The sequence below is a fragment of the Bacillus sp. NTK034 genome, assembly GCF_017303275.1.
Lineage (GTDB): Bacteria > Bacillota > Bacilli > Bacillales > Cytobacillaceae > Cytobacillus.
In genome coordinates this window covers 281,245-294,077 of record NZ_JAFKOJ010000003.1, presented here as the reverse complement: position 1 = coordinate 294,077, position 12,833 = coordinate 281,245, and the positions used below count along the sequence as shown (strand labels likewise).

The window sequence follows — 12,833 nt, the reverse complement described above, 5'->3', positions numbered from 1 at the left end:
TTAAAAGCCTCCTATCCGATCGTTTTTTCAAAAGATCCATATGCTTCAACATCTGCAGCAGAAATGTTATATAAGCTATTCAAAAACTCTGCTTGGAAAGTTCCTGGGCCTTTGCCATCCGATTTTTCTGCTGCAATTTCTGCGGCAGATCCATAAACGACCAATGAAGCTGCTGCCGCTTTTACAGGATCCTTTTCAACAGCAGCGAAAGCTCCTATTACAGAAGTAAGAAGACATCCGGCACCTGTTACTTTCGTTAGAAGAGGATGGCCATTGTTAATGGCAAATGTGGATCTTCCATCTGAAACGATATCCTGTTTTCCTGTGATAACAGTGACTGCACCAAGTTCTTTTGCTGCCGACTTAGCAAGCTCAGAAGTGTTCCCTGCTGCTTCAACTGCATCTACGCCCTTAATACTCCATTTCTGTCCTGCTGCGTTGGCAATTTCTGCTGCATTGCCTCTTATGATGGTAATATCTAATTCTTCTAATAGTCTTTTAGCTGTTTCTGTACGATAGGCCGTCGCGCCGACACCAACAGGGTCAAAAATGACCGGCACTCCATGCTGATTTGCTGACTTACCCGCTATGAGCATGCTTTTTACTTCTTTTTCAGTCAGTGTTCCCATATTGAGAACCAATGCGCCAGCTATTTTAGCCATGTCAGCTGCCTCTTCATGTGCATATGCCATCACTGGTGATGCCCCAATAGCGAGAAGGCCATTTGCCGTAAAGTTAGTTACCACCACATTGGTGATATTATGTACCAGAGGATTTGAATTTCTTAGTTTTTCCAATAGACTGCTAATCTCCTGAATGTTCACATTAATTCCTCCTTTAATTCATAACTAGTCCGCCATCCACAACCAAATTCTGTCCTGTAACCGCCCTTGCCCAGGGAGAAGCGAAGAAGACTATTGCATCAGCCACTTCTGCAGGATCTGTGACTTTTTTTAATGGAGTTGAGTTTTCGATAATTTCAAAGACTTCCTCGGATGTCGAAGCACTGGCGTCTGTCGTTCTTAACAAACCGCCTGATACCATATTCGCAGTAATCCCATATTGTCCCAGCTCATTCGCCATATTCCTGGTGAAGCCTAATAGAGCAGCTTTGCTGGTCGTATAGTCATGGTAGGGTACAACTGGATTCTGGAATAGATTGGTCCCAACCGAGATTATCCTGCCAAACTCCTGTTTTTTCATATCTTCTAGACCAGCCTGGACTGTGTTTAAAGCCCCAAGAATTGCACCTTCGAGCTGGTTTTTGTAATCGTCCCATTTAATTGTTTCTGCATCTTTTTTTGAAATAGGGTCAAATTGAAAGTTCACCAGTGCATTATTGACTATGGTTGTAATGGGGCCTCCAAAGTGTTCCTTCGCCTTTTGAAACATGGATTTCACTTGACCTCTGTCCCGGATATCAGCACGAATGGCAATGGCTTTTTCGCCAATTTCCTTCTGCAGAGCATGTGCTTTTTCCTCGCTATGGAAATAGTTAATGACAACTCTCGCCCCTTCCCTCGCGAATGCTCTTGCTGTTTCTTTGCCCAGCCCTCTGCTGCTGCCTGTAATAATGACAATCTGATCGTTAAGATTCATAGAAAATCCTCCTTATTGATAGCCAATTCATTTGTTTTTGAGAACAAAATAAAAACCAGATCCGAAATTGGACCTGGCTGAATAATCTAAGAGAAAAAACATCGTTCCCCGCAATTACTACTTTCCTACGCTGGTATGATCCAGATCAGGTCCGAAGGGTAAAAAACAGTCCGGTTTCTTTCTCAGCCCGCGAGCATCGGGCACCCCTAGCAGTAAAACTATTAAGTTGGCTGATTTCATCTTAGCCTGAAACGTTAAATCTGTAAAGTCTTGCAATTCTGCCTGTTCCTCTTTAAGGTTTAAATAGAAATACATAACTTGGAGGAATCAAAGAATGGCTGAACACCAATTCCATTTAAAAGCACATTGGCCTGGACTTCGTAATGATGTTGGAGAAATTGAGACTGGAGGGCTGAAAACAAAGGTTTCCATTCCCCCAGAAATGGAAGGTCCCGGAATCGGAACAAATCCGGATGAAATGCTGCTTGGGGCAGCAGCAACTTGTTATATCATTACCCTGGCAGCCATGATGGAACGAAGCAAACTCGAAAAAGAAGACCTTACGATGGAATCAATTGGAATTGTGGATGTAACCAAAGGAGTGATTACGTATAGGAAAATTATTCATCGCCCCCATATCTTGTTAAAAGCTGATGCGACAGAAAAGGATCATTCACTTGCGCGAAAGCTGGCGCAAAAAGCTGAAGCATCCTGTATGATTTCCAGGGCGATTAAAGGAAATGTGGAAATAGCACTGGAAGAAACCATTCTAATTGCCAAAAGAGCATCCAAATAAACCAAAAACCGGCATGTTAGCCGGTTTTTAATCTTAGAGAGCCCACTTTCGGATTGCTTTTGCAACACCAGCGTCATCATTAGTTCCCGTAACAGCATTGGCTGTTTCTTTCACAATATCCTGGGCATTTCCCATTGCTACTCCCCAGCCAGATTCCTCTATCATGGCAATATCATTTAAGCTGTCTCCCATTGCCATTACATTTTCCATCGAAATGCCAAGAATCTCAGTTACCTTCTGGATACCTCTGGCTTTATTGATGCCCAGAGCATTTACCTCAATATTAGTTAAGCTGGAATTTGTAATTTCCAGGTCCCCTTTTGTTCGAAGCTCTTTATGAATGAGTTCCCTGATCTCATCATCTGATATATCAAATCCAAATTTAAGCCATTCATGGTCATGAATATTTTCTGGCATTTCATTCATCCAAACTTGTTCGCAGCTGGTTGCCCAGAATTTGGTCTTATGTGACTGGGATAAATTCCACATCCATTCCATTACTTTAGAATCAACAGGAGTCCTTGTGATTAATTCTCCACCAGGGCCAAATATTTCACTGCCGTTGACCGTGATCAAATAGGAGTTCAATTCCAAAGAATCAGCATGATCGCCTGCCGTGAGCCTGGATCTTCCCGTGCTTAAAATAACTTCAATCCCTTTTTCCTTCGCCTCCCGTATTGCCTTGCGGTTTTCATCTGGAATTTCCCCTCTGGAATTCAACAAGGTTCCATCCATATCAAGAGCGATTAATTTGATCTGTGGAGCAATATTTGATTGTGACATAATAATCTCCCTTCTTTCTTGCACAATAAATCCATTATATAAATAAATAATCGTCCCATCAAAAACAAAGCATTTGGGCAGAATCATTTATTCGAAAATAGCGATCATTATTACCAATCTAATTGTATAGGCCAGAATTACTCAATATGAACAAATGAGGAAATGATGAATGTTCCTTGTTATTTTTGCTCCTTCTGTTCCTAAGCTATGCATGGATGTGGTTTTATTTAATCGGATTAAATAATCAGGCGCAGACCAAATGGTATGCGCTTTTTTTGTATAATCTTGATAAATGCCAAAAGTTGAAGCGATTTACTTGTATCTGTCGTCTAACTGTCAGGAAACAAAAGGCAGCCGGAATCGGCAGCTGGCAATTTACAAGGAGGCAGTCATGTGAGCTCTGATGATTATGTAAAACGGTCAATTGCTGATCAAGTGGATCGTGCTCTCGTTCTAGAAATGATCATGGATGAGTATGGAACCGTTTTGAAGAGATTGATATACAGCTATGTGAATGATTGGAATGCGGCCAGCGATTTAACACAGGATACCTTTATTACTGTTTATGAGAAGCTGGAAAGTTTCCAGCAAAGATCTTCTTTTAAAACATGGATTTTTACAATCGCTATTAATAAAAGCAAAGACTATCTTAAAAGCTGGCATTATCGAAATATGGTCCTGAATGAAAAGGTTTTTTTCCTGAAGAAGGATAGAGAAAAAGATCCGGAAGCTTCATTTCTTGAACGGGATGAACATCAGGAATTGCTAAAAACGATTGAATCCCTCACAGTAAAATACCGGGAAGTCTTCCTTCTCCATTATTACCAGGATCTCAGTCTGGCTGAAATAAGTGAAACCCTTAATATTCCTATTTCTACTGTTAAAACAAGACTGTACAGAGGACAGGAAAAAGTGAAGAAGATACTATCTGCTGCAGAAAGAGGTGAACAGCATGGCTGATCTGAATCAGGAAGTGAAGAAAGAGTTGAATGCTGCATGGACGAAAGATTCTGTTTTCACAGAAGAAGAAAAACAGAGAGTCAGAAACCGAATCGCCACTTCTGCTGTTAAAGGCAGGAAAAAAGACTATGTTCCTAAGCTTCTTTCTGCCGCTGCAGCTGCTGGGTTTGTCCTGTTGATTGGCGGGATTGCCGGAATCCAGACAGATGACTTTAACAAGCAAAATGGACAGGAGACTGTCATTTCAAATAAAGATTTTTATTCCGGCCTTACAGAGGGTGCTATGCTAAATAACTGGAAACTGAATGGTTTCGAGAAGGATTCATATGGCCGCATAACTGCAGTTTTTACTGGAAAGGCAGCGGTTACAGGCATTCTGGATTTTCAGGATGAAATTGTATACTTTCAGCCTGATCGTGATTCTTTAAAATTGCTGCCGATCATGGATGGCAAGACCATAAAAATTACTTTTAATGAAACCGATCAGGAGATGCTAAAAAAGGTATTTGGCACAGCCGCACCCATTAAAGCAGAAAGTGTTTCTTTAATATTAGATGGATATCGCGCACCGGAAGGCGCTGTACATCAGGCTGAAGTCTTGGAGCTGGCAGCCCCAAAAGAACCTCAATTCCATGCTGTTCCATTCCAGCTGGCCCTAAATATTAATGCGGAACTGGTCCTGCCGGAGCCTTTAAACCATGTGTATAAAGAATTTTCTTTAAGAGGAACGGATGAGATCTTAAGAGGTTTAAGCCCGGCAGAAGTATTCCAGCTGTACTTATTTGCTGAAGAAATTGAAGATTATTCTACTCAATATGCATTGTTTAACCATGATCCGGATATCGGAAAACCATTCCCTACCCTGAATCATTACCTGAATGCTATAAGCGAGTCGCCATCGATCCCAGAAGAACAGACATTATTGCATAGGGTGAAGAATGCACATTTAGAAGAAGTCATTAGCGATGACTCTTCAGCATATATTTCCATATCTGAAGAGGATGGCTTTGGATTCGGCCTCAGCAAAAACAGCGAAGGAATATGGAAAGTAAACTGGATGCCAACCCAATAAATTGGCTGAGCTTGTACCGTTAATGGTGCAGGCTCTTTATATTTACCTAAATAGGCCACCAAAGAACACAATGATTGCTAATACGGATGAAAGAAACAGGGTGAGGATAATGGAAAATAATACATGAAAACCCGCTTGCCAGTTTTGGACTTTCTTTAAAACAAAAACACTCACGAGGAAGACAATGACTGTCAGAAGCAGGAGAAGCGAAAATGGACGATGGCCGATATTATTCAGATAAATATCATACAGAGGCGAAAAACCCAGCAGCAAAAATAAACCAAGACATATAAACGATAAGATGAAAACAAAATGGCTTAGTTTTTCCGGCATGGTTAGTCCCCCTTCTATAAAATGGACTTCTCTTAATAAATTGTATGAAAACATATGATTTTATAAAACTTGTAATTTATTCATTGTTTTTATATGGTATAAATATCTTTAGGTATACTAAATAAAAAGAAGGTTTTTTTGTGAATAAAAATTTATTGATCACCTTTCTTACTGCTGTATTAGGTGCAGTATTATTTTCATTAATGCATATTCCGGTCGCCTTTTTGCTTGGTGCATTGACTGCTGTTATGATTGGAAGCCGGCTCAGCAGGATTCCGTTTTATTGGCCAGCCGGATTTCGTGATGCGGGGATTATCATCGTCGGATACAGCATCGGGCTTTCATTTACACAGGAAGCAGTTCTGCTTATCCTGCAGAAGCTCCCTTTTATTTTGCTCGTTACCGTCTGCATGGTTCTCTTTAGCGGCATATCTGCACTTCTCATTGCGAAATTAATGGGCATCGACTATCCCACGGTTTTAATCGGCAGTATTCCCGGAGGTCTGTCTCAAATGATTCTTCTGGCAGAGGAAGTCAAAGGAATCGATATCACGGTTGTTACCTTTATGCAGGTCGCACGGCTTTCCATGATTATCTTCATTGTTCCTGTACTGGTATTCGGACCTTGGCTGAATGTCCCGAGCGGTTCCGGTTTTGAAGCCGCAGAACCTTTATGGGGTCATTTATTCCCAGATATTTTACTCTTTGTCTTTGTTTCTTTTGCCGGCATAATCCTAAGCAAACGCCTGAAGCTCCCTACCCCATACCTTCTCGGTCCGATTATGGGAACAGCGGCCCTTGTCCTTTCCGGTATAAATGGACCCGGACTCCCGCCTGCTGTTTTGGATTTATCACAGCTATTAATCGGGGCTCACATCGGCATGATGATGAAGCCTGAAAAGCTGGACAGTAAGGTCAAAACCATTTCTCTGGCTGCCTTAAGCGGCCTGCTGCTCATTGCGTGTTCGGTGCTGCTTAGTTTTATGATTATGCACTTTTTTCACCTTTCCCCTGCCACCAGCTTTTTAAGCCTGGCACCCGGAGGAATGGACCAAATGGCAATAATGGCTCATGAAACCGGCGCCGACTTAGCCATAGTAACAGGCTATCAGCTATTTAGGCTGTTTTTTATCTTCTTTGTAGTACCTCCGTTTTTAAAATGGAGCTTTTTAAAGTTTAAGAAATTGGAATCCACAAGCTAAAAAGAAGGGACTGCTAAGCGGCAGCCCCTTCTTTTGCTATTTATTTAGTTAATGACAATGGCCTGTGATCCCATTAGCTCCCAGGCTTCTATAAACTGCTGTTTGGGCACCTTTTTATTTTTTGTGCCATACGGGTCGTTAATATAAATATATTCCTCATCATATCCGGTAATTGCAACACTATGCATCTGGAATGTCACTTCAACTGGCCCCCCCGGTGTATTCCAGGTTTCAAAGGATGCGGCTGGCGATAGGCTTGCAGTTGTAATAATCCAGACTGGCGATCCTTCTGCAATTTTTTCAAGAAGCACATCAAATGGCTTGCCAGTCAGATTCTCGGCACGTTCAGGAAAATACTTTTTCGCCAGTTCGAAAATCGGCCCCTGATAAACGCCTAATCCTGGTCCATCCTCCATGTTGCCGACAAAGCCTTCATTGGGATTCCCGTATTTACCTCCGTTATATCTAAGCGGCACCCGGTTAATTTCCTGTGCTAATTTATTTTTAGATACTTGAATGCCTTCATAACTTATAATCATTGCTAAACTGGTAATCTCACATCCATTATACAGACGGGGATTATCCATTTGATTGTACAATGGCACATCCAGGAGAACGGATTTCTTCTGAATTTCCTGCTTTACAATCGGTACATGCTTTGCCTCGGCATGCGGAACTGCACTATAGTGAATTTCATTTTGTTTTGACGGTTCATTGCTCCCCATCTTTATGCTGCCAAAAGTAAGCGTCAAACCGACCCCGGCTGCAACAGACATAGCAATAATTCTATTACCCAATTTACCCTGCTCCCTCTTAATCTAGCTGTTTTTTTTATAACATTCCAGTTTGATAAACTCAGCTTCCATTGTGACATAGCCGCCCTGATATGACAAATAGCTTGCTGACTGGCAAATTCTTTATGTTTTTTGTCAAAATGAATCCTTTTTGCTTTTTTCTGATGAATATCGTCTTCTTTTGATAGCTTTTGTCAGGCGGCAGGAAAAAACGGGATATCATGCTGAATAGTTAGTTAGAAGTTGTTTCGGAACTGGCATCCGAAGGATTCAGAATCTATTTTTTATGAAAGGGCTGAGTAAAATGGATACGCAATATATGAAAGCTTATACAATTAAAGAGGTTTCGAAAATACTGAATGTGCCTCCTGGAACATTAAGGCAGTGGGAAAAGGATTTAAATGGACTTTTGCTGATCCCCCGGTCAAAACAGGGAGCCCGCTTTTATACAGACCATGAAATTGCATTGCTTGAAAAGGTGAAGCAGATGCGCGACAAAAATTTAAGCAAGGATATGATCCGTGAATTAATGCAGAAACATATGGACTTTGCTTCTGAAACCGGTTTAGAAGCAAATGAAACATCTTTGGCGGCTATAAATCAGGAAACAGGATTACATACAGAGCATCAGGCTGCAATGGACGCCGAACAGTTCATGGCATTGATGGATAGTTTCAGGGACAGTTTAATTGCAGATGTCAGAAATGAAATTCGCAGCGGCGTTCGAAAGGAAGTTTTAGACGAAGTGAAAAAAGAAATTAGCAAAGGATCATTGCATACTGTTAAAAGCCTGTCGGATTCGATCTATAAATCAGGAGAAAAAACGAAAGCAGAAATTGAATCACTTGGCGCAAGGATTGAGCAGTCTTCTGAGAATACTTCCGAAGCGTTCGGAACCCTATCAAAAAGGGTGGCGAAAAATACGAAGCGCACTTCAGATCAAATTCATCATTTGACAAACAAGCTGGCAGAATCCTCGGAAGCATCTTCTGAAGAGTTCAAAACCATGATTCATTACATTTCATCTTCTGCAGAGGTGACCAGCACCGAAATCAGCTCGCTGATTGAAACGTTAAACACAGACAGAGAAATTTATATCGATACCATAAATAAAGAACGCGAACAATACTGGCATGAGGTAAAGCAGCGGGAGGAGGTTTTTCAGGATATGATTGTCTCATTCCGAAGCGCGGCTGCTGCACAGGAATCCGGTAAAAAATGGTGGGAGTTCTGGAAATAGGTTATGTGATTTATTTTTGTTGTGTGTCAATTAATTTATGTTCATTCATAAAAGAACCAGGAGAATATGTTCTTCTCCTGGTTTTAATTTTGCCTTCTATGTGATGCTTTTTGGTTTGGGTTTTAATAGAGGCCCATTTACTGGGAGCCTTCACATTCAATCTGATAATGAACCCGGATTAATGTTTTTCCCGTAAAAAATTTCGTCCATCTCCGTTGTGAGCCGCTCAGTGATCTCTTCAGCTTCCTGGGGATCAAGCTTGTCCTTCGTGTAACCAAATAAATAATTATCCAAATCAAAATCCCTTATTTTACATTTTGTGTGAAAAGTGTGTGCCTGATAAATATTCACGTCAATCATATCAAAATCTTCTTTTGCTTCTTCAGGAATATAATTTTGGATCGAACTAATATCATGGTCGATATAGAGTTTTTTCCCGTCCTTGTCCCGTGTAAATCCCCTGACTCTGTAGTCGATTGTCATGATATCCGTATCAAAGGAATGGATGAGGTAATTAAGGGCTTTTAGCGGGGAGATTTCTCCGCAGGTTGATACATCTATATCGGCCCGGAATGTGCTGATTCCTTCGTCCGGATGATATTCAGGATAGGTATGGACGGTAATATGGCTTTTATCGAGCTGCATGACTACATTATCAGGCAGCGGGCCAGGAGATTCATCATAAGATTCATCCGGGACTTCTACTACCGGTCCTTCAGATACCAGAACAGTCACACTTGCGCCTTGTGGCACATAATCCTGCTGTGCAACATTCAGGACATGGGCTCCAATAATGTCGGAAACATTCTTTAATATTTTTGTAAGCCGCTCCGCACTATATTCCTCATCAATATAGTCTATATAGGCTTCTCGCTCTTCCCTCGTCTTGGTGTAACAGACATCATACATATTAAAGCTGAGTGATTTCGTCAAATTATTAAAGCCATGGAGTTCAATTCTTTGTTCCGGTGTTAATTTCAACATTTTTTCCCCCTTTGCAGCAGCTATGCATCTGTTCATTTTTATAATTATGTTACCCAAACTATCCTTTTAAAAACAGAAAATATCTAATCGCGCAGCCAAAAGCGTTAGAGAAACTGCCAAACGGGGTAGAAAAATAAGGAAGGCATCAATGTTTTGCATTTCCGTATTTTTAAAACTTATAATGAATGGGCATACCTTTGATATGGGTAGAAAGGTATATGGGAGGAGATTTATTGAGGAAGTTTTTATTTATTTTTATCCTGTTAATTATCGGTTTTGCCTTTTCACAGCCAGATGGGAAATTGGCAGATGAATCTAATTCAGGAACTGTAATTGATAATATAAAATCTGAAATTCAGCTTTTAAAAGACAATGAAGATGTTCTAGCTATTTTAAGCGGTGTGATGGAAGAGGCACAAAGCTGGGCAGATGAATTCCTTCAGACATTCGGGCAATATACCGGCGAGAAAAATCAAGCTCCAGAGGATAAAGCCGAAAAGCCTGTTTTGGAAGCCCCTGATGAGCAAACCTTTTCTATTCATAATATAGAAATAGGCGATGATAAGACGGAAATCGAAAGCAAGCTCGGCCCCTCGAAACGTTCCTCCGCAAATGAATTTGGAACAGATTGGCATGCTTATCATGATCAATATCAAAATTTTGTAATGGTCGCTTATGACAAGCAAGAGAAAGCTGCAGGCATATATACAAATCAGGATTTGATTTCTTCATCAAAAGAGATTGCCTATGGGACGCCAAAGACTTCAGTTTTGCAGCAGCTTGGAGAGCCGCTGGACAAAATGAGAAAGGGCTTTGTCATCTATCAGCTTGAAAAGAATCGGGATTATGATCTATACGAAATGGATGGGAATTATGTAACCATATTCTATGATAAACATCGTGACAATACTGTAACTTCAATACAAATAATCAGTAAATCACTTGAGGAACAAAAAAATTCCTTTTATGCTGATGCCAGCAGCTCTCTTAAGGAAGGGTTTGAATATCAGCTTTTCGATATTACCAATGCCGAGAGAGTAAGTCACGGAGTGCCTGTTATGGAGTGGGATGATACTGTGAAGGAAACGGCGCGAAAGCACAGCAGCGACATGGCGGAAAACAATTTCTTTGACCATACCAACCTGCAGGGCCTATCCCCTTTCGACAGAATGCAGGCGGATGAAGTTTCATTTATGTTCGCCGGGGAAAACCTTGCTTCCGGCCAATTCAGCAGTATCTTTGCTCATGAAGGATTAATGAACTCACTCGGCCACCGCAAAAATATTCTTCGTGCCGATTATGAATTTTTGGGTGTTGGCGTTGCTTTTAATTCAAAGTCACAGCCTTATTATACGGAAAATTTTTATGCCAAATAAAAGCTCCCGCTTCTGCAGGAGCTTTTTTCGTGGCTGTTCACCTTTATGTTCGTTCAGCCTAGTGTGAAAATGACATATTTAACATTTCCCTCTTTTGTGCATACCATATATCAGCCTATTTAAAATTAGGGAGATGAGGGTGACACAGATGGCAGTTGTGAAGGCACGTGAACAAGATATAGATTTGCTTGCCCGCCTCCTTCGTGCTGAAGCAGAAGGAGAAGGCCAGCAGGGCATGTTAATGGTAGGAAATGTGGGGATTAACAGAGTCAGGGGCAATTGTTCTGATTTTATAGGAATTCGTACTATTCCGGAAATGATTTATCAGCCGCATGCTTTTGAAGCAGTCCAGAAAGGCTATTTTTATCAGCGTCCAAGAGAAGTGGAAAGAAGACTCGCAAGGAGGGCTGTAAGAGGGGAACGGATTTGGCCAGCCAAATTTGCTCTATGGTATTTCAGGCCTCCTGGGGATTGTCCAGCTACATGGTATAACCAGCCTTTGGTTGGAAGATTTAAGCTTCATTGCTTTTATGAGCCTACAGCGGAAGAATGCGAGAACATTTACAATACATTTTAAGAAAAGCGGAAGCGCCTTGCCCACAAAGGAACGCAGACTAAGAACGCCACGTCCTGTGGCAACGTCTGCATGACCCGCATCCTCCCAAAAGCTGCCGCTTTTGGTCGTGCGATGATTATGCTGACGAAGCCTTCCTTGTCCTGCGGGCCACAAGCACAAGTCGAGCCTCTCAGAAAGGCGTTCTTTGCTTTTTGGGAGGATTGTCCGAAATGTGGAGGCGACTGCCCAGGACGACAGTCATAAGACGGTTCCTGTAAGAAGGTGTTTTTCCTTCTGAAAGGAACGGCTTATGACCCCGAGTCCCTAGAAGCCACAACAAGACAAGCTTGTGACCTCGAGGGGGTAGGCTGCTTGCGCTAGACAGTTATCGACGTTCAAAATTTTATACTTATCTTTTAAAAGAATCCCTGCCACCTATTTTTGGCGGGGATTTTTTCCTGAAGATTATATTTCGAGATCGATCAGAATGCCCTTTTTCACGTAGTCAATTATTTTCCCGGCTTCATTTAACACTCTTTTTCTCCCATAATGATCCTGCATCCATTGTTCCTTCCCTGTTGCACCATCATCAGAACATACAAGAGAATAGTGAATCCACTTCGGCATATACGTCAATAATGTCATGTGCAGCCTTCTCATGTGAAAAGGAGCCGTCACAATGATGATATTGGATATGTTCTCCAGACCGCACATCCGATCCATAACCAGCATAGAGGCAAGCACATTTTCTTTTGTATGAAGAGAGATATTCTCAATGAAAAGGTCTTTTGAAGGAATTCCGTATCCTATTGCTTTTTTCATTAACATTTCTGCTTCCGTCAGTTCATCGCCAGGCCACTTTACACCGCCGGAGAAAAGTAATTTACTTGCCCTGCCCTCCTGATAGAGTCTGATGGCCTGAGGAAGTCGATATTTTGCTGCTTTGCTGCTTCCTGGCACAAAAATTAAATCCCCATTTTGCAGATTATCTTCAATCCCATAGTACAGCAGCTTGGATATATCATCCTCATTTAAATGACTGGGGTTGAATTCCGAGATTTTCACAAATCTCCCTCCTTTCGTTCCCAGCTTTTTAACTGCCTATATTATACTATTCATCAAGGACAAGAACTCTACT

14 protein-coding genes and 1 riboswitch are annotated in these 12,833 nt (G+C 41.4%); of the genes, 7 read left to right on the top strand and 7 right to left on the bottom strand.

Translation table 11 applies throughout. The features are described from left to right. Positions 1-11: 11 nt before the first annotated feature. Together thiM and JI665_RS12160 are read right to left on the bottom strand one after the other, a co-directional pair. Positions 12-824 carry a hydroxyethylthiazole kinase gene (thiM, locus tag JI665_RS12165; RefSeq protein ID WP_206839664.1) on the bottom strand — a complete coding sequence of 271 codons (813 nt, stop codon included), beginning with the start codon at positions 822-824 and terminating at the stop codon, positions 12-14. A 13-nt stretch (positions 825-837) separates the two neighbouring features. Next, positions 838-1,599, bottom strand: coding sequence for a 3-oxoacyl-ACP reductase (locus tag JI665_RS12160; protein ID WP_206839663.1), 762 nt, complete (start codon positions 1,597-1,599; stop codon positions 838-840). A gap of 105 nt (positions 1,600-1,704) precedes the next feature. Beyond that, positions 1,705-1,817: riboswitch (TPP riboswitch) on the bottom strand. Positions 1,818-1,933: 116 nt separating this feature from the next. Here JI665_RS12160 and JI665_RS12155 point away from each other — a divergent pair. Further along, positions 1,934-2,395, top strand: coding sequence for an OsmC family protein (locus JI665_RS12155; protein WP_206839662.1), 462 nt, complete (start codon positions 1,934-1,936; stop codon positions 2,393-2,395). A 33-nt stretch (positions 2,396-2,428) separates the two neighbouring features. Here JI665_RS12155 and JI665_RS12150 read toward each other — a convergent pair whose 3' ends face one another. Continuing rightward, positions 2,429-3,178 (bottom strand): Cof-type HAD-IIB family hydrolase, encoded by a 750-nt coding sequence (locus JI665_RS12150; RefSeq protein ID WP_206839659.1) that lies wholly within the window; start codon positions 3,176-3,178, stop codon positions 2,429-2,431. Between the two features lie 393 nt (positions 3,179-3,571). On the opposite strand from JI665_RS12150, the gene JI665_RS12145 reads away from it, so the two are divergent. Both JI665_RS12145 and JI665_RS12140 read left to right on the top strand, forming a co-directional pair. Further along, positions 3,572-4,138, top strand: coding sequence for a sigma-70 family RNA polymerase sigma factor (locus JI665_RS12145; RefSeq protein WP_206839657.1), 567 nt, complete (start codon positions 3,572-3,574; stop codon positions 4,136-4,138). Continuing rightward, positions 4,131-5,210 (top strand): hypothetical protein, encoded by a 1,080-nt coding sequence (locus JI665_RS12140; protein ID WP_206839655.1) that lies wholly within the window; start codon positions 4,131-4,133, stop codon positions 5,208-5,210. Before JI665_RS12145 ends, JI665_RS12140 begins: the two co-directional genes overlap by 8 nt. 42 nt (positions 5,211-5,252) lie before the next feature. Here JI665_RS12140 and JI665_RS12135 read toward each other — a convergent pair whose 3' ends face one another. Continuing rightward, positions 5,253-5,543 carry a hypothetical protein gene (locus JI665_RS12135; protein ID WP_206839652.1) on the bottom strand — a complete coding sequence of 97 codons (291 nt, stop codon included), beginning with the start codon at positions 5,541-5,543 and terminating at the stop codon, positions 5,253-5,255. Between the two features lie 140 nt (positions 5,544-5,683). Here JI665_RS12135 and JI665_RS12130 point away from each other — a divergent pair, with 140 nt between their 5' ends. Next, complete coding sequence (locus tag JI665_RS12130; RefSeq protein ID WP_206839651.1) at positions 5,684-6,745, top strand: AbrB family transcriptional regulator; 1,062 nt, start codon at positions 5,684-5,686, stop codon at positions 6,743-6,745. A 44-nt stretch (positions 6,746-6,789) separates the two neighbouring features. Here the strand turns inward: JI665_RS12130 and JI665_RS12125 are convergent, their stop codons facing one another. Continuing rightward, positions 6,790-7,542: a C39 family peptidase gene (locus JI665_RS12125; RefSeq protein ID WP_206839650.1), complete on the bottom strand. Its 753-nt coding sequence runs from the start codon at positions 7,540-7,542 to the stop codon at positions 6,790-6,792. Positions 7,543-7,843: 301 nt separating this feature from the next. Here JI665_RS12125 and JI665_RS12120 point away from each other — a divergent pair, with 301 nt between their 5' ends. After that, entirely contained in the window at positions 7,844-8,779 is a 936-nt protein-coding gene (locus tag JI665_RS12120; protein WP_206839649.1) for a MerR family transcriptional regulator, read from the top strand. A 156-nt stretch (positions 8,780-8,935) separates the two neighbouring features. Here the strand turns inward: JI665_RS12120 and speD are convergent, their stop codons facing one another. Beyond that, complete coding sequence (gene speD, locus JI665_RS12115; protein ID WP_206839921.1) at positions 8,936-9,760, bottom strand: adenosylmethionine decarboxylase; 825 nt, start codon at positions 9,758-9,760, stop codon at positions 8,936-8,938. Between the two features lie 236 nt (positions 9,761-9,996). Between speD and JI665_RS12110 the strand changes: the two genes are divergently transcribed. Next, positions 9,997-11,139 (top strand): CAP domain-containing protein, encoded by a 1,143-nt coding sequence (locus tag JI665_RS12110; protein WP_280516085.1) that lies wholly within the window; start codon positions 9,997-9,999, stop codon positions 11,137-11,139. Positions 11,140-11,287: 148 nt separating this feature from the next. Beyond that, the gene (locus JI665_RS12105) at positions 11,288-11,716 is read left to right on the top strand and encodes a cell wall hydrolase (RefSeq protein WP_019379782.1); all 429 of its coding nucleotides are present in this window, start codon (positions 11,288-11,290) and stop codon (positions 11,714-11,716) included. Between the two features lie 444 nt (positions 11,717-12,160). Here the strand turns inward: JI665_RS12105 and JI665_RS12100 are convergent, their stop codons facing one another. Next, entirely contained in the window at positions 12,161-12,760 is a 600-nt protein-coding gene (locus JI665_RS12100; protein WP_206839647.1) for a YdcF family protein, read from the bottom strand. Between the last annotated feature and the right edge of the window lie 73 nt (positions 12,761-12,833).